The following is a 22,592-nucleotide window of genomic DNA, read 5'->3' on the forward strand; positions in this document are numbered from 1 at the left end:
AGTTTACTTTGACGCATTCATTGACCTTGCTACAATTCATATCTGGATTAACAAACTATTATTAGTGGGATAGGTTCTTTGCAAGATGTTAGGGAAAGGTTAAAGGGTAAGGGAAAATTCCATACCATGTACCTCGTTCAAATGAAACAGTTGTACTTCACATTAAGCCACTACACTAGCAATGAAAGTAAAGTCATTTGCTGTGAGACTAGTTGAAGTAATTCCAACTAATGAAGCCAACTCTGTATTCCCGGTTTTCACCAAAGTATCGCTACCCTGTTGCAATAGTGTTAAAGCACTAAACTGAGTAACACCAATACCACCAAGCCCGATTTTATCAGTGCCGATCGCAAAATCAGTCACAATGTTCTTGCTAGTTGGGAGACTGGCGTTAGCAATCCAGAATTGGTCAGCACCAGTACCACCAGTTAAGCGATTACCGCCCTGTTGACCAGCAAATAGCACATCATCACCATCGCCACCAAACAGCGAATCATTCACACTGGAGAAGAGTTTGTCATCTCCAGAGCCACCATATAGACGGTTATTGCTACCGTTACTCTTGAGGGTATCGTTACCTGAGCCACCGAAGGACAGTTGATCCGAACCTTCAACTACTGTGAGAGTATCAGCACCTGCGCCTCCGAACAAATTATTACTACCATTGGCTTCCACTACAGTAACTTCGTCATTAGCATTGCCACCATCGGCACTAGTGTTACTAGCAGGGCTATTTACGCCAATAGAAACTTGATCGTTACCATCTCCTGTGGACACTGAAGAGGCACTGCCGACTAGCACCGTGTCTTCACCATTCCCAGTCACGATTGTGTTACCTTTAGTACCTTCTACAAAGTCTGCGCTGTCACCTGCAAATAAGGTTTGATTCGGCTTGAGGGTGACATCATCACTATTAGTAGAGCCAAATTGAAGGTCTAGTGTTGTTAGTCCAACAGTGCGACCATCAAACCCTGCGGCTGTAAAGTACTGAGTATTGCCTACACTCTGAAAATCCAGAATTGTTGCTTGGCCATTAGCAGTTTCTTCCGAAGTAAAGACTTCTTTCGTGGAGGGAACTACATCCGGGCCTCCCACCAGTGCTTCTGTAATGGCACGACCTTTCAAATCGCCATTACTGGGAATTTCTAACCCTAGAATACTAGCAAGTGTAGGTGTTACATCAGCATTACTGACGGGCGCATAGTCCACATAACCTTGTTTAAAATCGGGGCCAATAGCCTCCATGTTATTGAAGGTATCACCTCGACCAAAGCTGCCATGCATCCCCTGTCCTTGCTGCAAAGTTGTATCAGCAATTTCTACTTGAGCTTGAGGGTTGTTTGGGTCGGTGCTAAAGGTTTTGAAGTTGATTACAATAGATGGAACTGGTGTTTTAGCATCACCTTTTAGCCCGATCGCACTTAGTGGTAAAGCACCTGGGATGTCTCCATAAGCATCGTCTACAAAAATTCCACTGATGTAGTCTTTTTGCGAAAGCAAATTCACTACCTGTTTAGCGAAGTCAGCATTGCCATTGGGCAGATAAATCAGGTCAGATCCACCGTTAGCAGCTACAACTATCTTTGTACCTGGGTCAAGTTGGCCATTAATTACCTGACCTGTACCACCAATTACACCATTCCCAGAAATAGGACGTTGGCCTTGTGTGGCATCAACAGTTGCATACTGGATCTGGTTGAGGTCTGGGGGAAGGGTTGTAGGGTTAGGATCGTATAAGGGTAAACCTAGATCGTGAGCCAAATCAATTGCAACAAAACCTGCTGGGAGAAATCCCGGATTTACACCTGCGTATGTTTGGGTAGCAGCATAACTTGTAGTTTTTGTTCCTTGGCTATCAATAGCTTGTTTGCTGATGGTAGAAAAACCGTGGTCAGAAGTAATAAAGACATCAGTAGTCTTGTCTAAGCCAGTGCTTTTAAGATAGTCAAGAAGCTGCTTTAAATTATCATCAGCATTTTTGACCCCAGCTTTTGAAGTAGGACCATTAATACCTGGTGTCAAAGTGTTTAAACTATCACCTTGATTGTGTTGACTACCATCGGGATCTCTTGACCAGTAAACTAATGCGAATGGTTTACCATCTTCCTGAAACTTAGGTAAAATTACTTTAGTGGTGGCATCTGCAAAATATTGTTGTTGAGCCACATTGGCATTTAGAGTACCAGGAGTTGTGTTGGTACCAGCTGGCTGGACTCGCGTTGTCGGTTTTACATCTAGACCAGCAGCTTGTAAGCGGTTGACAATATCTGGATCGAGTGGAACACCAGAAGGTGAACCGGCGGCTGTAGGCGGCGGGGTTGCACCATTCGTACTGTCATCAATAATTATTGTATCGGGAGTAGGAATAGTACCTGTAGTACCACCTTCTCGGTTAACTTGGGTAACATCTTGGATCGCAACTGGTCCTAATTTACCAACTGCTGCTGTGTTGAAACCCTGCGATCGCGCGTAAGCTAAGAGTGACTCTTCATCTAAAAAGTTATTACCGGGGAATTTTTCGTCAATATCTCCCAAAACCGCATCATTTTCGATGAATGGTGTGACACTACCATTGGCATTAGGGCTTGGAAAACCAGTGTAGATGGTGTTGCTAAAGTCACCTGTATCACCAAGATAATGCCCTGTGGCGATCGCAGAAGCATTCGGGGTGGTAAATGTTGGAAAGATCGAATGACTATTGGCGAAACTAACTCCTTGCTGACGGATGCTATATAAAGTCGGGGTATCAATTGGGTTTACAGAACCGTTACGCAATCCATCTGCAACAAAAATAATGACATTTCTACTGTTGCCATTTGTATTAGCCATGTCGACTACTCCTTAAGTATTGTGAGTACAATTAATCACAGCAATTGTGTGTCTATGGACTGAGCGATTAATTACACTCAACCTCAGCAAAAATTATTGGCTACGAAACATAAGTAGTATTTGGCAACAAAATGCTTAGTGTCCACACAAAATAGTGCAGATAATTATGAACTTAACTTTGGTTACTGTCTCAAAAGATAGTTGTTCAATGTTTAAGGAAAGTTATAAGCAAGTTAAGATTTAGGACAAAAAGGAGAAGGATTTTTAAAGACAAAATTACTAATAGATATAAAAAGCGAGGGAATATCATTCCCCCGCATTAGCAAAATCGCTACAGCTTAACTAATGAATGAATATTGAATCTAAGCTGTAATCATCTTTTGGTTAAACGACACTAGCAGAAAAAACGAAATCATTTGCTGTAAGGCTAGTTGCTGCAATTCCCAGCAATGAAACCAACTCTGTATTTCCGGTTTTCACGATAGTCTCACTACCCTGTTGCAACAGTGTTAAAGCACTAAATTGAGTGATACCAACACCGCCAAGCCCGATTTTATCAATGCCGATCGCAAAATCAGTCACAATGTTCTTGCTAGTTGGCAGACTGGCGTTAGCAATCCAGAATTGATCGACACCAGTACCACCATTGAGGCGATTACCGCCCTGTTGACCAGCAAATAGCACATCATCGCCATCGCCACCAAACAGGGAATCATTAACATTAGAGAAGAGTTTGTCATCGCCAGAACCACCGTTGAGACGGTTATTGCTACCGCTACTGCTAAGGGTGTCGTTACCTGAGCCACCAAATAATGATTGACGAGAACCCTCAACTATAGAGAGAGTATCATCACCTGCCGCCCCAAGTAAATTATTACTTCCACTGGCTTCCACTACGGTAATAACATCATTACCATTGCCACCATCAGCAGTAGTATTTTGAACCGGGCCATTTTGACCAATAAATATCTGATCGTTACCGTCTCCTGTGGATACCGAGGAGTCACTACCTACTACTACAGTGTCTTCACCGTTTCCAGTCTGAATTGTGTTACCTTTATTACCCTCTACAAAGTCTGCTCCATCACCTGTGAATAAGGTTTGATTTGGCTGAACGGTAATATCATCGCTGGTAGTGGAGCCAAAATTAATTTCTTCAGCTTGTGGTTGGCCTAAGCCAGGAGCAAGATTAAGGGGCTTCTCTAACTTAAGTTGTAGAATCTCATTGTTGTCTATAACTGGATTTTGAGGATCGTTCCCAGGGCGACCTGTAGAGAAGGGATAATTGTTGTCATTAGCTACCAAAATGGTATTTTTGTCAACAACTAGAACATTTTCAATGGTTTGGAATGGGAAGTCGAAGGTGGTCTTACCATCCCCATTCAGATCGTTGGGATCTTGGATATTTAACAAGTCTGCAACTTCTTCTTTAGCGACATAGCCATTAGAATCTGTTTTAGACAAATCTATTTTGTAGATCCTCTTAAATTTAGCCGCATCCCCTTGATTGTTATCTCGTTCAATGACTAGGTACTCATTATCATTAATGACTGCTAAATCCCCTATGGAATTTGATGGATTATCTAATCTGTAGTAACGTAACTGATCGCTGTATTTGTGGCTAGCTAAATCAAATTCGTTAATCCGCAAAGCACCAGGAGTATCGCCTTGAACCGTACCCTCTAGCAGCATATAGAGCTTGGTTTTGCTGGCGTTAATTGCTCCACCTTCAAAACCTTTAGAACCAGCCAAGTTAGCAAAGGCGTCACCTGAAAGTACATCTGGGTTTTGTGGCGATCGCACGACATTATACTGAGGATCGTCTCTGAGTCGATCCCGTACATCATCCGCGATATCTGGAAAATCTGAGAAAAGTGCATCTACCCCTAATTGATAGAACTGCTGAATTTCTAGCTCTAGCTTGCCTTTATAATCTGCTGCTAAATATTGATCTTCCACTCTGAAGGTGTAAGGATGAACCTGCAACCCGGCGTTGTGAGCATCTTGAATTAAGGTAGAGGGAGGTAATGTTGTCTTATCAGCATCATTGACTGCTCCATCCCCATTTACATCATCGGCTTTGCCATCACCATTCGCATCAGTACCTTTGACGCTAACAATCATCCGCTTCCAAGGGCCAATGCCATCAGCATAAGTGGCAACTTCAGCCAAGCCTTCTGAAGTTCGCAAGTCGCCATAAGTGCGAGTGTCACCACTTACCTTCAGGTCATAAGGCTGACTTTCTACGATCTTGCCATTGATATCAGTGTCACTTGCATCTAGCAATTGAACTAGGGGAATATCCACCCCTGCCGCAGGCATAATGCTATCATGCAGTTTTTTGAGGTTGCCCACTTCAAAGGACTGGATGAAGATGCGACTGGGGTCAGTGAAGTTATTTGCCTTCAGCGTATCAATTAGTAACTGACTGATGTTTCTATTAATTTTGTCCGTAGTACCTACATAAGTGGCTTCATCGGCAAAATAGGTTGGATGCTTAGTTTCAGGGTAGATGCCAATTTTTTTACCTGTATCAGCTTCTACTTGCTTAACCAAGTTGATCACTTCCGTGAGGGTAGGAATCTCAAACTGATCGTCAAAGGAATGATCTCGGAAAGGTAGACGCTCTTCCGCCCGTAAAGTCTTGATTTCAGCTAAGGTAAAGTCTTCAGCAAACCAACCTGTAATTGTGTTTCCATCTAAACTTACCGTTTTCTTGCGATCGGCAAACTCTGGATGTTTGTAAACATCTGTGGTTGTATTGTTGAAATTGACAGTACCATCAGCATTCAAAACTGCTAAAGCTGGCTCATGGCGAGCAATTAACACACCATCTTTTGTAACTACTAAGTCAGGCTCAATGAAGTCAGCGCCTCGCTCAATTGCTTGCTTATAAGACTCTAGGGTGTGTTCTGGACGATAGCCACTAGCACCTCTATGGCCAATGACTTTAGGTGCTTCTCCATCTAATGTTTTGAATTGGTCGGGTGTAGCAATGGGAGCTTCTAATAACTTACCGGTGGCATCAAAATGCAGCAGGTATGGCCCAAACTCGTCTCCAACCCAAATTGTGCCGTCTTTATCAAAGACGAATGACTCGACATCAAAGTCTGCACCAGTCAGTAATCTTCCGGTAGTTCCCTCATTCACAATTTCAAAAGGAACTTTGTTGTTAGGGTCAGACAGTTGAATGTAGTCTAAAACTTTAACGCTGCCGTCTCCATTCTCTGTTCCCTTAAAATTTGGGTCTAGACGATTGATCCGCAATAGAAAGTCTTCACTATTATCTTTGCTACCGTAACCGTTATCTGACAGGAAGTACAAAGAGTTGCTGTTAGCAAATTGAACACCGCTAAAACCTTGTATTGGCTGTCCTGGGAAAGTCCCGGTTCTACCATTGGCTGAAATTTCTGCACCAGAAGCTGGCCCATCACTAAAGGTATCAGCAGGTAAAGAAGCAAAACCTACTAACTCAACTTTTGGCACTATTGAAGCAAACATTGTTTGGTAGATGTGGGTTTGATCGTTTAAACCCGCAATTCCTGGAATATCAGAACCGTAGGCGTTATAACCTTTACCTACCAAGCTATTTAACACTTCAGAACCAGCACCTTGGTAGTAAACAGGTACGGGACGGTTGGTGTGAGTTCCCCAACCATACTTGACATTGGGATCAGACCCCCAGTAATGTCCAACATCTGCTGGAGTATCCAAATTGGTTAATGCTTCAGCACCTTGATTTTTTACTAAAGTCGGAAAATTACCGTCGAGAGTCAGGTAGTGATCGTGGTCAGCTGTAACGATTAGTAGGTTTTCATCCCAACCACCATTGTTATTGATCCAGTCAATCGTAGATCCAACTGCTTTATCGAAGTCCAAGGTGGTGCCGATCAAGTTGTCTATGTTGTTATCATGGGCAGACCAATCGATATCGCCACCCTCAACCATTAACCAGAAACCATCGGGGTCTTTACCCAATACATTTAATGCAGCATTTGTCAAGTCATTGAGCGTTGGGTTTTCGTTAACTTCTTTGGCAATGAAAGATGCATCCGTTTCTCCGGGTAACAGTGGGCGCGTGGTGTCCACCTTGCTGTTATCACCTTGGTTAGCGAAAACGCTGAACATATCTAAACCAGTGGTGCTGTAGTCACCGTTGGCAGAACTTACAGGCAAGTTACCATTTTGACCACGCGCACCGTACAGACCGAAGAGGCGATCGCCTTTTTCTGGATCGATTGTCGCCGCAGTTTCAGCGAGTTTCTGGGCGGCATTCTCACCGCGCTCCAAAAAGGTGTAATCGTAGAGGTTGTTTGTTGGTTTAGTGCTAAGTTCTGTGTAAGTAGATTGGCTAATGTATTCATTGCTCGTGTTTGGCTCAACCCCTGCTAGTAATAAGTCTCCAGGAGCAGAGAGTGGGTGTCCACCACCAAGTAATACTGTTGGTTGATAGACACGGAGTTCCTGTTGCAAGATATTGTCTAATGCCGGATAGTCAGCATCATACTTGCTGCGACGATTAACGTTGGCAGCAGCTGCAGCAGGTGTTGCATGGTCAATGGGAACTGAAGTTACCAAACCAGTGGATTTACCAACTTGGTTCGCAGTTTTGAGAATTGTTTCTAAAGGATTCTCGAAAATATCAACGCCAACAGCGTTGTTGTAGCTTTTAACGCCAGTGTACAGAGTTGTTGCGGTGTTTGCAGAGTCAGGATAGCTGTACTTAATATATTCAGGATCGTTACCAGGAGTCCAAGGATTAACGCCGCCTCTGGTAGGGTCATAACCTACTAGGTTTCCAACAGTACCATCACTGACTTTTGCACCACCTGTTGGGGTATTACCTTGGTTAAAAGTTGGATCAAAGGTGAAACCAGGGCGAACCTGGCTCTCTCCTGTGATGGGGTTAGTACCATCAAGAGCGGAATTACCAGTATTAAAAACTCCATTATTATCGGCGATCGTTGTCCCATAGGTGGTTGCCAAACCGTAGCCTTGGAGTGTTTGAAAGTTGAGTCCTTGACCTTTACCTTGTGTATAAAAATCACTTAAGTTAGCACCTGTCTTACCATTTTGAATCTCTTTGTAGATAGACGCAGCACGAGCCATTTCCCAGCCCATACCATCCCCAATCATTATGATGACGTTCTTAGCCATGAAAGAGAATCTCCCTGTGTTTAATTGTTGAGATGGTCTTCGCTCTAGTGAAATCAAAAAAGTAATATGGTGAGGAAAAACTAATAGTTTTAGGCTGCAAAGATGTAATTGACTTGTCAGCTTTTTGAGTCTGAACTATTAAATGTCAACCACCACTACAATTGCCATTTCCTTAGAGACCTTTAGTATCTTAATTAACAATGCCAATTGCATATTAATTAAGATACATAGCAAAAGTTGTGAATAAATTGTGGACTGGTTAAGAAATCTTGTATTGCAATCTTGTACCTAATATGCAGTTAACAAATATGGCTGTATTTTGGATGGTATAAAAAATTATTTTTTATATACTGGTATGATGCTTAATTTTATAACTTTCGTCAGATAATAATTTCTTTATAACCCAATACGCTTGGGTTAAGGGCTACTTGTACAAAATCGTGGGTTTTGAGACGCGATAAATCGCCGTTTCTACAAGTGTTTTGGTCTTATCTGAACTGTATTGCTTTATAGCCTTTCTCTTTAATTGCTTTTGCAATAATGATTGAGTACAGCTTCATTAACTTTTGCTGTGTAATGAAGCTGTAACAATCACAATAGGCAAACAAATTAACCTACAACACTGACAGAGAAAATAAAGTCATTTGCTGTAAGAGTATTTGATGTAATTCCTGTCAATGAAACTAACTCAGTATTTCCGATTTTCACGATAGTATTATTACCCTGTTGTAATAGTGTCAGGGCATTAAACTGAGTAACACCAATACCGCCAAGCCCGATTTTATCAATGCCAACTGTAAAATCAGTCACTATGTTCTTGCTAGTTGGCAGACTGGCGTTAGCAATCCAGAATTGATCGACACCAGTACCACCACTAAGGCGATCGCCACCCTGTTGACCAGCAAATAGGACATCATCACCAGCACCACCAAACAGGGAATCATTGACATTAGAAAAGAGTTTGTCATCACCAGAACCACCGTAGAGACGGTTATTGCTACCGCCACTTCTGATGCTGTCGTTACCTGAGCCACCAAATAATGATTGACGAGAACCTTCAATTACTGTGAGAGTATCATCACCTGCTGCTCCAAACAAACTATTACTACCACTGGCTTCTACTACGGTAATAACATCATCACCACTGCCACCATCGGCACTGGTATTTTGAACTGGGCCATTTTGACCAATAAATATGCGATCGCTACCATCTTCCCCGGAAACTGAAGAGTTATTCCCTGCAAGCACTGTGTCATCTCCGTTTCCAGCCAGGATTGTGTTACCTTCAGCACCTTCTACAAAGTCTGCTCCATCACCTGCACTAAAGAATTGTCCTGGCTGAAGATTGACAGTATCGCTGTTACTAGAACCAAAACCGTTCGGGAAAGTAGGCTGTACAGTTGTCAGATTATTGGGTAATTCAAGAATGCCGAGTTTTTCCGCAGCCGTATTACCCGTAATGTTGAAGTCGTTGTCATTAATCAAGGCTAGAGTATTGGGTGCTACCAATGCTAGACCTTCTAATTTTTCCACTCCGGTGTAACCCAACTGAGCAGCATTAGCAATTAAACTCTTGCTGACAGGGTTAATATTGGCAGTAGCTAACTCCGCAGAGGTAAGTTGTTCAATAGTTTTACCAACTGGCAAGGTAAAGTTAGCAGGGTTGTTGATGTTGGTCGCCCCAGTTAAATCAATTTGGTAAATTAATTTATTGCCAGCAGATGTAGCATTGTCGTCTCGTTCAACTACTGCAAATTTGCCGTTACCCAAGGAGACTGCATCGCCAATTTTATCAGTTCCCGGTAGACCTTCTAGGCGATATAAATACTCTCCTGTTACCTGCTTGCTGACAATATCAAACTCTAGAATTCGCAGGTTGAGAGAAGCTTTGGAAGTCCCATCATTGGCGACATCTGGATTATCAATTGGACTCTGGATAAAGGCATATAATTTATTACCTTCCAGTGCGACAGCTTCAAACCCCCGGTTATTGCGGCGTTGGGCATAAACTGCTGGTAAAACCTCAGTGCCAAAAGTTCCAGCTGATTGATCTGGGTTGGGTGCTGTGGCAGTTCCTTGAGGAATAAAGCGGTCAATTAGCTTACCGTTAGCATCAAAGTGGTAAATTGCCGGACGGTATTCATCCACCATCCAGTAATCTCCATTTTCTGCAATTACAATTCCTTCTAAGTCAGCACCTAAAGGATCGTTAGCTAAAACATTATTGTCTAAGTCAACGGCAATTTCATCTGTGTAGGCTAAACCGTTTCCTACAGCTTGCAAATTAGGCAATCCCGTTAATGGGGTCGTTCCATCTTGGCGGAATAGACCAGTTCTGTTGGTAATGGTGATTTCGCCTGTGGTGCGGTTGAGTTCAAAACTAACTATTTCTGGCTGGAAGTCGGGTAATAAAAATGGTCTGTTTACACCATCAGGTTCTCCATTGGGGCCACGATCTGTGTTGGTGACAAATTTCAGGTTGCCATTTGCTGCAAACCCTTGGAAATACAACCCAGAAAAACCACCCAAGAAAATATCTTGATTTTCAGAGGTTGTACCTAACTTGGGTAAGTTTTCAAATTCATAGATAGTCAGCTTGGGTTGAGCAACAGGATTGCGCGGATCGTAACTAGTAGTGTCGATATTTAGAGAATTGGGGAAGGCATTGGCAATATTTTCCCAAGGTACCAGCTTGAAGTTAGAACTGACATTTTCCTCTTCACCTTCATCGCTAACTATTTTGGCAGGTTCATTGGAGCCATCTTGGGTGACAAATAAACCAAATGGAAAGTTAGGCCCCAGTGGCACATTAATCACATCAGCCCCATCTGACTCTTGTACGCTGTCAATTGGCCCATTATTACCAATGGCAAAGTTACCTACGTATTCGTTGTTACCTTCACGAGTATAGGCAACAAAGGTGCTATCCCCTTGGCTGGATGCTAGTAAGTAGCCTGTGCCATTTTTGCCGTAGTAAATGGTTAACCCTTCGGCATCATCGGTGAGGTGAGAACCACCCTCAAAACGAACGCGATCAATTAATTTGCCTGTTGTGCCACCGTCCGGTTCTGCCTGGAATTTCCAGATGCCCACATCTTCTTGGGCTATGTAGAGAAAGCCTGTTTCTTGGTCAACCACCATACCCTCTGTTTGGGGAGAACGCTCTGCTGTGGTGGGCGAAGGGATGGTGAACTCCCGCACCAGTTCCGCTCCAATTGTGCCATTACCTTTGTCAATCAGTTTAAACTGAGCTATGTCTCCAGTTTCTCGCCGACTGGTAAAGACATAGTAATCATTAGTTATGGGGCTACGGTATAAGGTAATTCCGTAAGAACTGCGAGTTGATGCAGAATAAGGAGGTTCAAAAGGTGATGCTTGGAAGATAGTAGCAATATTGCTATCGGTGATATCTTCCAAATATTGTCCGGCGGTGTTAGGGTTGGGGTTAATTTTGAAGATTGCTAGTTTATCATTGTTGCGATCGCTAGCTACGGCAATATCGACCGATTGATTGCCTAATTTAAACCCGTATTGCAGGTCAATATTGTTATAGCGAATGCCACCAGGATTAACTGTTTGCAACAAATTACCAGACAAGTCATAAACCCGCAATCCAGCATTTTTGACTGAGGTTAATACTAGGCTATCAGCAGAGTTTGTGGCATTAACATAGATTGCAGGATCATCAGCATCGGCACGTTGATCTACTGGTAAGGTTTCATCGTCCAATAAATCGGGACGAGTTTCTACTGTGGGTGCAGCAGTTGGAACTAAGTCTGCATCCAAAGTGAGGATTTGGGTAAATTGGCTTTGATTGAAGTTGTTATCACTTACTAGCACAATCGACTGGCTACCATCTGCTAGTTTTGGGCCAAAGGTAATACCCTCAATGTTATCTGTACCGTTAGGCAAGTTTAAGTCATTTAAATTCAACAGCAGACGCTTTTGGGCAGGTTTAATAGCTGCTAGTTGTTCAGCACTCAAATTATTGAGAGAATCGTAGAAACTAATGTCAGTTGCACCTTGCAAAGAAACTTCGTAGATTTTGATGGTGTTGCCTACACCTTGTGCAAAAGAACGTTCTAAGGCCAGTAATGTGCCACGATTATCGATCGCAAGTAAATCTGTCAAGCCATTGTCAGCCGAGCCTGTGCTAGGGTTGGGTGCTTGGGCGATCGCATCAGTAATGTAAAGGTATTCTTTTTCTGGTTGTCCAGTAACCAGATTATATTGCAGAATTCGGGAACGGCTACCACTGGTGAGTGAAGCCTTTAATCCATCTTGGGACAACGCGTTTTCGGTGGCGGTGAATAGAGTTTTCTCGTCGGGTGTGATGGTGAGGCTTTCAAAGGCTAAGTTATTGTAAACACCTGATGTCTGCGTATCACCTGCATCGAGAATACCGTTACTGTTGGTATCTTCAACTACTGGTAGGAATTTCCTGGGGACAAATAGCGATCTTATTTCTTGCCCTGTAGCTAGCGAAAACTCTTTAATAAAGGGATTGCTAACGCGACCAGCAGCAGGGTTAACTTCCCCCTCAGAAGAGATAAAGACTGTACCATTGTTGGTTAAAGCGATACCTTCTGGGTCAAGGCTATTGGTTGCAAAAAAGTTGTCATTGGTATCTTTCAGGGTGGTGACATGAGTAAAATTCACCCCGAAATCGGTGGCAGTAAAGGTATAAAAACGGGCAGGGGCAACTTGGGAGCGATCATCTGAGATTGCGTAGTAGCGGTTGTTAACTGCATCGTAGGTGACACCAGATAGTCCTCCTAATGGAGTCGGTGTTCCGTTCACAGTTCCCGCCACACCATCAAGAATAAAGCCTGTGGTAAAAGTACTCTGCCCCACAAATCTTACATTGGGAATGGTTTTACCTGGTTTACTTGACCCAGTTTGCACATCTGCGAACACCAAGCGATGGTCAGAACTGGGGAAGGGAAAAGTACCTACCAAGGGAAACGTTGAATCAGTATTTAGAGGCCAAAATACTCCTGAGTTGGCAATTGTCAGGTCAGAGGAGGGTAACACATAGTCAGTCCGCAGGTTTCCGGGAGTCGTATCAGCAAAGTCTGCGGTGTCAAAGCTAGGATTACCATTTTGGCTAATGTTTGCACCAGCTTGTAAGTCTGCTTGTTGAGAACCACCCAGACTGGTAGGGATGACATTAGTATTGATATTGGGATTTTGCAACAGTTGGCGAATAGCATTGTCAAAACTATCACCATCCAACGGATCTGCATTTTGGTCGCCCACAATCACAAAGCTTGATCCAGCTGCAATACCGCCAGTTTTACCCTCATCATCGTAAATGTAATTACCATTACCAGGGGTAATATAGTCTGCCCAAAAGCGGATCTCGTCGTGGTTGCGCTTACCGTTGCGGTCTTCCACACCATCAAAGGTTGGGGGTGTGGGGTGGCTGGCGAGGATGTGAATTGTCTCACCGTTTACTTGGATGGGTATATCCCAGTGACTTTTAGAAGAAAGGCGTAGAACTGCCAATTCCTCCTGAGAATACCAATCATTTGGCTGTGGTGTTGTCGGATTGTCAGGAAGCAAAGCATTAGGCATATCCTTCCACAGAAAATTTTGGAAGGTGCGGATGTTGGCACTGTCGATGGGATATTTGGACAACAGCAACATCCCGTATTGACCAGAGAAATTCCCGAATCCGAAAGCATCATCGCCATATCCTGATTCGCTTGGGGTTGTAACTGCTGTGCCATTGTTGTTCAAGTCAAAACCAGAGGCAATACCCGTATTGGAAGGAGCGATGTAGAAGTAAGGGTAGTCAACGGGTGTTGTACCATTCTGGCTAACGGCTAGGTAATTTTGCCGGAATAGTTGAACTGCCTCCGGGGAGTAGTCAAACTCGTTAATTAGCAACACATCCGGGTTATTACGCTGGATGATTTCTGCAACTGCCTTTGCTTGAGCGTTGTCAGGGGTAGACAAATCGCTAACTAACTGACCTTCGGCATTACGATTCAAAGAAGCGTTGAATTGAGAAAAGCGAATTGTATTAGTAGTTACCATGTTTAATTCTGAGATAGATTCTAGATATGAGACTGCTTTGAAAATTGGGAATAGGGAACCGCAGAGGCGCAGAGTACACAGAGAAATCGGAGTTCGATTAAATCTGCGTTAAATAAAGACGAAACGAGTATCTGTTGCCAAATTTGTATTGCGGTTTAACCCGTTTTCCACAACAGCAATTAATTCCGTTCCATTGTTGGTGAAAATGCCTACAGCCGATCTAACTGACCCTAGTGAGTAATTGTTAGCAACTCCCTTAAGCTGAATCTGATCGCTTGCTTGAAAGTTGAGAATATCGGCATAATCATTGTTGCGAGAACTGGTATAGAAAGCTGAGGTGGCATCACCTAAAATGTAAGTATCTACACCTTGTTCGCCGTTGAGGAGGTCGATTTCGTTTGTGCCACCGCCCCAACCAACTAAGCGGTCATTGCCATTGCCCCCAGAAAGTCCGTCACTGCCAATTCCACCTAAGATGGTGTCATTGCCATCGCCACCAATGAGTACATCTGTGCTTCCCTTGCCATCAAGGTAATCATTGCCTGATCCACCGTCGATTAACTCATTGGTATTAGTGCCGATGACGCGATCGCTCCCTGTTAGAGTATTGACTATGTATTTGTTCAAACCAGTAAGTTCGCTGACAAAGATAATGTCGTTGCCAGATGTCGCTTTGTTATTGGCAACAGTCAAGTCAAAGGTATCGCTAACATTACCGCCTTTACCATCAGCAGCGGTAACTGTGACTGCAAAAATGCCGATTTGGGAGATAGTGCCGGATATCACACCTGTGTTGGCAACGATACTAGAACCAGTAGGTAAACCTGTTGCACTGTAAGTCAGGGTGTCGCCTCGATCTACGTCAGCAAATTTGTTACTGATATTGAAAGAAAAAGCTTTATTAGTAGAAATGATTTGGTCGTCAATTGGCTGTACTACCGTAGGAGCATTGTTTTTAGGGAGATTAAACCGAGCTACGCTAGGGTCATGATCGCTATCCTGATCGGCAAACTCTGAGTTGATGTGAACTACATCATATCCATCCAGCTTGTTGAGCAAATTGTTACTAACTAAAACGTGGTCAAGGGTTTGGGCGTTACCTTCAAAGTTATAGGTGTAACGCTCATTTTGCGGCAGAGTTTTAATTAAGGAAGTCAGTCCAGCGCTTTCTACAGTGCTGACGGGGTTGGAAAATTCAAAGTCATTTAAGTCACCCGCCACTACTACATTGGCATTGGGGGCGATCGCTAAAATACTCTCAACAAAGTTTTTCACCAGCGTAGCTTGTTGCTGGCGCTGGGTTTCACTACTGAGAGTTGGTGGTTGATTCGGCCCAAATAATGGTTGGTCGCCACCTTTAGAATTAAAGTGGTTGCCAATTACATAAACAGTTTCACCGTTGAAAGTAAATTCACTTACTAACGGCTTACGACTGCTGGTGAAAGCGGAGTTGGTGGGGTCGATTAAACCAGGACTATTAGAAACTGTAGGAACACCAGAGACATTAGTAACTGTGGTGCTGATCGTGGAAGTACTGCCAGAGCGATCTACAAAGTTGACACGATTAGGATTAAACAAAAAACCTACCCGGATATTTCCACCAGGTTCACCGCCGTTCGTATCGTCTACTGGGTTAATTTGGCGATATTGATACGTGGGGCCACCAGCAGCAGTAATTGTATCAATTAACTTTTGGAAGGTGGTGCTGGCATGAACGACGCTATCATTTGTTGCACCGTTATTGTCCTGAATTTCTTCGAGACTAATGATATCTGGTGATTTGAGATTATTAACAATGCGATTAGCCAGGTTGTTAAACTTGGTTTGATCGTCACCTGGATCGAGATTTTCAACATTGTAGGTAGCGATCGTCAGTTGGTTGGTGGTAGAAGTTAGGTTAGTGACTTCTTTTTGAATGTTACTGTTCTGTACTACTGTGGGAGCAGCCGATACTAGAACTTCATAGTTGTTAAAGCTGTAGTCAACGACACCAACAATATTACTAAGTTGCGTACCAACATTAACTTCAGGTAGCACTAAAGCATTGTTGAGATCGTCAATTTGAATCCGCTCAGGATTGAAGTCTGAAGCACTAATCAGGCTACCACCGCGAACCGTCCTACCTGTAGCATTTGCGCCATTGTCTGCTAATACCCAAATTTCCTCTGATGTACCAAAGTTTGCAGTGGGTGAAGTAGTAATTGGGTTATTCACCTGTACCAGCATTCCTTCTAAGCTTTCATAGAAGTCGATGCCATCCTGGGCAGGATCGAAGGTGGTTGTTCCAGTTTCGATATTAGCGATCGTGTCGTTATCGATTACCGTTGTCGGGATTGTTCTGCCACCATTACCAAGGATTGTAGTAGTGGGTAGATCATTGCCACTAGAAACGGTAACAATTGTAGGAGTGGTAATTTGTGTTTTGGTTAAATTATTGGCATCGTTGCCAGAACGAAACTCTGTAACTGTTCCACTGACTAATACCGAATCGCCGACGGATACAGTTGGTGCTGATGAGGTGAAAACAAAAATGGCTTCAGAAGTGCTATCGTCGCTGTCTGGAGTAGGATCTTGCAAGTAAAAACCGTTACTTGCTTTAACCGTGACAATTCCCGCTACATTGCTGACAGTCTGATTTCTAAAGGATGAGATATGCCCCGTTCCCTGAATGTCGCTAATCCGAACAGATGGAGTTACTTCAAATACCGCAACAGTCTTGCTGACTTCGGCTGTAGTAACTAACAAAGGTTTGCCTGTGGGACTGTCAGCCGCCGAGACAAAGGTTAGCCCTTCGATCGCAACATTTTCAGGAGTGTTGATATATTGAACGAAACTTGGCTTGTTGGGATTTGTCACTTCGTAAACGATGACATCGCCAGTACGTTCTAAACCAATAAAAGCATAAGTGCGGTTGTTGATGACTCCGATCGCTACGCCTTCGGGTTCAGGCCCTTTATTATCGCTGCGGGTGTCAAAGGTATCAGCCGCACCATCTGAGTTAAACAGAGTTGGTACTTTGGTTGCAGTGATTTGTTCAAATTGGTCGCCACTGTCGAATATCTGATTGCCGCTGGCATTCCAAATCGAAAATGAACGTCCCCCAAATGCTTCGATGCGGTCAAAATCTCCGTCTCCGTCGGTGTCTCCTGTGGCATTTGTAACGGTTAACCGTCCCAGGTTGGTGTTTTGCTTCAGGGTAGCCGCATTAGGGAAAACAGTTGGATCTAAAACATATCCATTTGCGCCCACCCGGATTTCCTCGCTAAAACCAGTATAATCGCGGGAATCTCCTTCGTTGGCGGTGATGTAGTAAGTCTGTCCATTGGCGATGAAGCTAGCGATCGCATCGGGTTGATATAACCCAAATACTGGCCAATTCTGAATATTAATTTTACCACTACTGCTGGTTAGGTCGCGATCGCTAGCATCTAATCCATTGCCTGAAAGATTATAATTCTTAGCACCCAGAGGCAATATGTCGGTGATGGTAGCGCTGGCAATATCCAGAATAGCGATCGCATTGTTTTCTTGCAAGGTAATCCGCGCAGTTTTGCCATCTGGAGATACAGCAATATACTCTGGTTCTAAGTCTTGTGCCACCGTCGAGCCGGGGCCAGTAATCCGCACACCTGCGGCTTTGAGTGTGGCAATCTGGTTATTGAAGCTCGTAAATGAGGCTTGGGCAGCGGTTGCATTCGCCACGCCACCAGAGATATCAATAATACTGACTGAACCTTCAGGATCTACCGAATTTGCTTGCCCGTAGCTGTTGGGTTCTCCCTCATTTGCTACTAATACCTTCGTGCCATCGGGCGTAAAGGTGAGCATATCGGGTAATGCACCCACCGCCACCGAGTTCAAGAATGTGCCGGCGGCATTGTAGAAACTCACCTGTCCTGTCTGTTGGGCGTTTGTGGTGGTGTTTTGGATGGCGTAGGCGACTGCGACAATACCATTTTTCACCGCAATACTATTGGGAATGGCTTGTGTCCCTGCGGGAGGCGTAAATCCTGTTGTCAAAGAACCAGCTAAGGCTAGCGTGCCTGTATTGCTGACATTATAAATTTCAACTGTGCTGCCAGCAACCACAAATAAGCGATCGCTTCCAGAATCAAAGGCGGATATTTCGGCTCCATTAGTACTGCTAAAGCCACCAACTTTCTGCAAAATGCTGGAGTTATTGTTGGTAATCGTAATATTTTGGGAAGTGGTGCTGCCCATAGACCAGCCATCTTCATCAGCATTGAAAGAGATAAAAGCAATATCGCCTTGTGTCAAAGCCATTAATAACGTCTCCTTCAATTTATTTTGTATTGTTTGAAAATCGCCTGAAAAGCTGATGTTAAATAATAATTTGCAAACATAATCTAGTCACATTGACAATCGCAATATCACTATCAAGAAAAACTATTTTGTAGTCAAAAAAGCTACGGCTTTTACTACTATTAATCCATATTCAGCAACCTCAAGTTATCTCAGCAACATTAAGAAACTGCTAGCAAAAGGTTAAAAGAACAAATATTTGGTATTGAGTTGCTTTCAGAATATACAGTTGGATTTAAATCCCCGACATCTTGAAGAAGTCCGGGGGCAGCAATTTTACGCCCATAAAAAAAGGCGGACAAGATGTCCGCCCCACAATAAGTAGTTGGATATTTTTTATTTGAAATTCATTTTGTATTAAAAACCACTCTTGCTTACCGGAACTTACCAGGGCTGAGACGAACACCGTTAGGTTGAGACTGATGACGAATTGCTACTCCACTCCGCAAATTGTTTCCAGTACCACCATCTTGACGATCGAGGAAAGGTTTCAGATTAATCCCACTTCTAGATGAACTAACCCGATTATTGCCACTGCCTAGAAGTGTGCGTCCTAAATTATATAATTCGTTGCCTCCACTACTGCGATCGCCATAAGTATTAACGGCTATAGTCTGCTGTCCATTGTCAGCAGTAGTCAAGTTCTGAAAAATGCTATTGCGGATAACGTAGGGGTCTTTTCCACGGGGGACTGTCAGCACAATTCTACAGGTTGGGTTAGTTTCAGTTGTAACGCAGACAATATTTTCGTTATTTTCTACTGCTGTCTGGAGTTCTTGTAAACCATCTGGGCGATAAAGTTCCAAACGACTGGCAATTGCTGTACAACGCCTTTGGGCGTCCCAACCACCACCTAAAGCCGCAGGTGCTGCCCAAGGAAAGAATTGTCCTGGTTGACTTTGGGGCTGATACATGACAGTGTACTGTCCATTATAAGTTTGACAGGTAAACCGAGTTGTACCGTCAGCTGAGGGTGAAGGTGGTACACCTGTCGATGTGTCTATTGGAACTGGTGCTGATGTACCACCTGATGGTACTGTTGGTACTACAACGCTATCGCCAGTAGAATCATATTGCGCCATCGCTACGGAATTGCCCAGACACAAAGATAAGCCAAGACTACCCAAAGTTATAAATCGCAGCAGTTGTGATGACATAAATCATCCTCCAGGAGAAATAAGTAGGGAATTGATAGTTTAAATGACGAATAATTCTGGCTTTTGATTCAGCAAAAACTTATTTTTTTCCTTTTGTGCTTTTTTGTCGGCGAGTAGCTTTTTCAACCGTTTGAATTTCTGTATGATGCCCCACTCCTTGGTAAGCGTAACGGGTGCAGCACTTATTTGCTTGAACTGAGTCACTCAAATACTTGAAAATTTTATTTTTATCTGCTAAGGCAAATTATTTGGATCGATACCTTGAGATTGTAAATAGGCAATTAGCCGTTCTTTTTGTTGACGTTCCTGTTCGATTTGTTCCACTGCCCAAAGTAATAAATTACCTGCCTCATCCCACCAGCGCAACCAATAACCAGTTCTGGCTTCTTTTGTTCCTTGCCAAGTTCCCAGAAATAAACCCATTGAATCAATCCAATGACGGCCATTTTCATCAGGTTGCTTTAACTCGTAGCGTCTATTTTCGAGTTGGTAAAATTCTAACAAACCGCCATTTGGGTCAAAAATTACATAAATTAGGACTTGAAGAATCTGCTGGTAAAAAAAACATTTTCCTGGTGGATAGGTTCGCTTAAAAGAGTATTCTCCACCCTCAGTGTCAGAGAGAAATTCCATCACAATTGCCGGAATATCTCCATCTAAATTGGGTGTATAGCTTTTGCGTTCTCCTAAAACCTGATTTACCGATAGCACATAAACCCAGTCGGGTGCTTTAGCAACAAATTGTCCGTTTACCGTCGCACAAAGTCCAAAATTTGAGGCTATCAACATCTGCGGTTGGATGAAACCACTTATCTCAAGGCTTTCGCGCAAAGCACCAGCCAATAGTGGCTGACCTGTATTTTCCAGTGGTTCATCCTCTAGGTGAAAATCTGCGGGCAATGCTTCCCAAGATATTACCAGTTCTGTTGAAGATTTAGCTTCACCGAGTTGGGTTGCCATAAACACCCCCTTTTATTGATTTGTCTTTATTTTATGGCTCACCAGTGGTTTGTTGTCAGGAGCAACGCTGTTATTTTAAAACGCAATATACGACTCGCACTTTGGAATACATAAAACACAAAAAACCCCGGCTAAATTAGCCGAGGTAAAGTCGAGAAGTGAGATTAACGATGAGATACAACGATACCGAAATTTAAAATCTTAGCTAACGCTAAAACCAACTAAAACTAAAGCGGTGACAATTAAAGTTGCAAAAAGACTCTGTAAAACGTATTTACGTTGTTCCCAAATTGCCGGGTACTCAGCGTAGTACATTTTAGGTTCTGCTGCGTAGTTGTTGAGAATGCCGTCTTCGTTAGTGGTGGTGTACATAGTTTTTTCTTTTTTTTTGTTTAGTTATGTAAATAAATATAATATTTCTGTTACAAATCGTCAACAGGACTTGACAAAAAAAGACTGATGGTAAATATAAAAATGACTTATCAGTATACTAAGTAAATAAACAAAATTAATTACACAATGTCATTGCGAATGCAGCGTACCCCTACGGGGAAGTAAGCTACGCGGTAGCGTCTCCAAGAGTTGCGAAATGTTCGCTCGCAATGACTGTAATTAATTCTGTACGCTTACTTACTACCGTTTAAGATACATAAAACACAAAAAACCCCGGCGAAACTAGCCGAGGTGACAGAGAGAAGTATGAATGACAATGAGATACAGTGATACCGAAATTTAAAAATCTTAGCTAACGCTAAAACTAACCAAAACTAAAGCGGTGACAATTAAAGTTGCAAAAAGACTCTGTAAAACGTATTTACGTTGTTCCCAAATTGCCGGGTACTCAGCGTAGTACATCTTGGGTTCTGCTGCGTAGTTGTTGAGAATGCCGTCTTCGTTAGTGGTGGTATACATAGTTTTCTTTTTTTGTTTTGTTATCTTATGTAACGAAATATAATAGTTTTGTTACAAACTGTCAAGATGGCTTGACAAAAAAAGACTAATAGCTTCGATAAAATTGATTAATCAGCGATCGCAGATTCTGGCGAAGCGGTTCCTCTAGACAGAGGAAAAATGGCGATCGTATTGTAATGACAGGTAAAAAATGGTGAATTAGAAAATAGAACTGATAGGTTAAATCGCGTTTTATATATGAAAAAAGAGAGTACCAAAATTTTTGAGAGTTTGAGCTAAAACTAAAAATATTAGGTGAAAAAGGTGATTCCCCTGTCCAACGTCTAACTGGCTATTATTGGTGATAAGCTTGGCTTTGGATATATTTGGTTTAACAACATAATGAAAATTACTAATTTTCAGACTATTTATATTGCACAAACCTCTGAACCACCGCCATCCCCAATTCTCAAAAGGGAACAGGACGGAGTAAACCTACTAGGTGCGAGTTGGGTTCCTTTCTGCCAAACCATAGTCTGGTTAGTATTTTGGGTTTTTATAATCAGATATATTACAGCGCTTCCGGCTATTATGCAATACGATTTTCCTCTTGCCCCTCTCCTATCATAGCTTTCAGCTTTGAGGATGTACCTCATAGCCGCAGGAAGTGCTGTAATAAAAATTTTAGCGAACAAATTAGTAGCTTATTTAATGCTTTTATCGCAAGAATCCAAGATGGTTCTCCAGTTAAATTTGGAAATTTTGTGGAGTTAGATGCTCCACTAGCGATCAAAAATGCACAGGTAAGGACTGCAACTTCGGAAGGTGTGAGTGGTATAACTATCCCTGAAGATATTAATGAAAAAGTTCTTCATTATCAAAAACACTCTACAGGAATTGATGAGAGTGTCTATTTAATTCATACATCTAAGGTGATTGCACCCAAAACTTTAGACAAACGTGGACTTTACCGGGTTAAGGTTTGGCTAGAAGCTTATTCAGAAGTTGATTTTAATAATTGTATTCGCGTTACCTATCGCTTACATAACTCTTTTAAAAAGCAAATTATTGCTACTGAGTCACATAATAATCAGTTTGAACTCTGGCTGAATATTTGGGGAGAGTTCACGGTAATTGCATACGTTGAACGAAAAAATCAAGAAGCGTTATGGCTGACTCGCTATCTCGATCTACCAGGACGCCCACCAGAGTAATTAACACACACTAATAACT

Annotated in this window: 11 protein-coding genes; 1 reads left to right on the forward strand and 10 read right to left on the reverse strand. The window is 42.8% G+C overall.

Annotated elements, in window-relative coordinates:
* Positions 1-162: 162 nt before the first annotated feature.
* From HWQ43_RS17995 to HWQ43_RS18040, 10 genes are all read right to left on the reverse strand, one after another.
* Entirely contained in the window at positions 163-2,829 is a 2,667-nt protein-coding gene (locus HWQ43_RS17995; RefSeq protein ID WP_292736537.1) for an alkaline phosphatase family protein, read from the reverse strand.
* A 384-nt stretch (positions 2,830-3,213) separates the two neighbouring features.
* Complete coding sequence (locus HWQ43_RS18000; RefSeq protein ID WP_292736540.1) at positions 3,214-7,986, reverse strand: esterase-like activity of phytase family protein; 4,773 nt, start codon at positions 7,984-7,986, stop codon at positions 3,214-3,216.
* Positions 7,987-8,595: 609 nt separating this feature from the next.
* The gene (locus HWQ43_RS18005) at positions 8,596-14,028 is read right to left on the reverse strand and encodes a phytase (protein ID WP_292736542.1); all 5,433 of its coding nucleotides are present in this window, start codon (positions 14,026-14,028) and stop codon (positions 8,596-8,598) included.
* 108 nt (positions 14,029-14,136) lie between these two features.
* Positions 14,137-18,312, reverse strand: coding sequence for a choice-of-anchor I family protein (locus HWQ43_RS18010; protein WP_292736544.1), 4,176 nt, complete (start codon positions 18,310-18,312; stop codon positions 14,137-14,139).
* A 413-nt stretch (positions 18,313-18,725) separates the two neighbouring features.
* Positions 18,726-19,508 (reverse strand): COP23 domain-containing protein, encoded by a 783-nt coding sequence (locus HWQ43_RS18015; RefSeq protein ID WP_292736546.1) that lies wholly within the window; start codon positions 19,506-19,508, stop codon positions 18,726-18,728.
* Positions 19,509-19,547: 39 nt separating this feature from the next.
* Positions 19,548-19,712, reverse strand: coding sequence for a hypothetical protein (locus tag HWQ43_RS18020; protein ID WP_292736548.1), 165 nt, complete (start codon positions 19,710-19,712; stop codon positions 19,548-19,550).
* A 30-nt stretch (positions 19,713-19,742) separates the two neighbouring features.
* Positions 19,743-20,468 (reverse strand): Uma2 family endonuclease, encoded by a 726-nt coding sequence (locus tag HWQ43_RS18025; RefSeq protein WP_292736550.1) that lies wholly within the window; start codon positions 20,466-20,468, stop codon positions 19,743-19,745.
* A gap of 201 nt (positions 20,469-20,669) precedes the next feature.
* Entirely contained in the window at positions 20,670-20,840 is a 171-nt protein-coding gene (locus tag HWQ43_RS18030; protein ID WP_292736552.1) for a ssl1498 family light-harvesting-like protein, read from the reverse strand.
* Between the two features lie 369 nt (positions 20,841-21,209).
* A complete protein-coding gene (locus HWQ43_RS18035; RefSeq protein WP_292736553.1) occupies positions 21,210-21,380 on the reverse strand; it encodes a ssl1498 family light-harvesting-like protein in 171 nt (56 codons plus the stop codon).
* Between the two features lie 107 nt (positions 21,381-21,487).
* Entirely contained in the window at positions 21,488-21,637 is a 150-nt protein-coding gene (locus tag HWQ43_RS18040) for a hypothetical protein (RefSeq protein ID WP_292736555.1), read from the reverse strand.
* A gap of 486 nt (positions 21,638-22,123) precedes the next feature.
* Between HWQ43_RS18040 and HWQ43_RS18045 the strand changes: the two genes are divergently transcribed.
* Positions 22,124-22,573 (forward strand): pYEATS domain-containing protein, encoded by a 450-nt coding sequence (locus tag HWQ43_RS18045; protein ID WP_292736557.1) that lies wholly within the window; start codon positions 22,124-22,126, stop codon positions 22,571-22,573.
* The last annotated feature ends 19 nt before the right edge of the window (positions 22,574-22,592 follow it).

Origin of the sequence: Nostoc sp. JL31 (assembly GCF_017114965.1) — a bacterium.
Lineage (GTDB): Bacteria > Cyanobacteriota > Cyanobacteriia > Cyanobacteriales > Nostocaceae > Nostoc > Nostoc punctiforme_A.

Excerpts from the sequence above, each read along its gene's own strand:
- HWQ43_RS17995 (WP_292736537.1), bottom strand. The coding sequence starts at position 2,829 with ATGGCTAATACAAATGGCAACAGTAGAAATGTCATTATTTTTGTTGCA.
- HWQ43_RS18025 (WP_292736550.1), bottom strand. The coding sequence starts at position 20,468 with ATGGCAACCCAACTCGGTGAAGCTAAATCTTCAACAGAACTGGTAATA.
- HWQ43_RS18015 (WP_292736546.1), bottom strand. The coding sequence starts at position 19,508 with ATGTCATCACAACTGCTGCGATTTATAACTTTGGGTAGTCTTGGCTTA.
- HWQ43_RS18000 (WP_292736540.1), bottom strand. The coding sequence starts at position 7,986 with ATGGCTAAGAACGTCATCATAATGATTGGGGATGGTATGGGCTGGGAA.
- HWQ43_RS18005 (WP_292736542.1), bottom strand. The coding sequence starts at position 14,028 with ATGGTAACTACTAATACAATTCGCTTTTCTCAATTCAACGCTTCTTTG.
- HWQ43_RS18010 (WP_292736544.1), bottom strand. The coding sequence starts at position 18,312 with ATGGCTTTGACACAAGGCGATATTGCTTTTATCTCTTTCAATGCTGAT.
- HWQ43_RS18035 (WP_292736553.1), bottom strand. The coding sequence starts at position 21,380 with ATGTATACCACCACTAACGAAGACGGCATTCTCAACAACTACGCAGCA.
- HWQ43_RS18030 (WP_292736552.1), bottom strand. The coding sequence starts at position 20,840 with ATGTACACCACCACTAACGAAGACGGCATTCTCAACAACTACGCAGCA.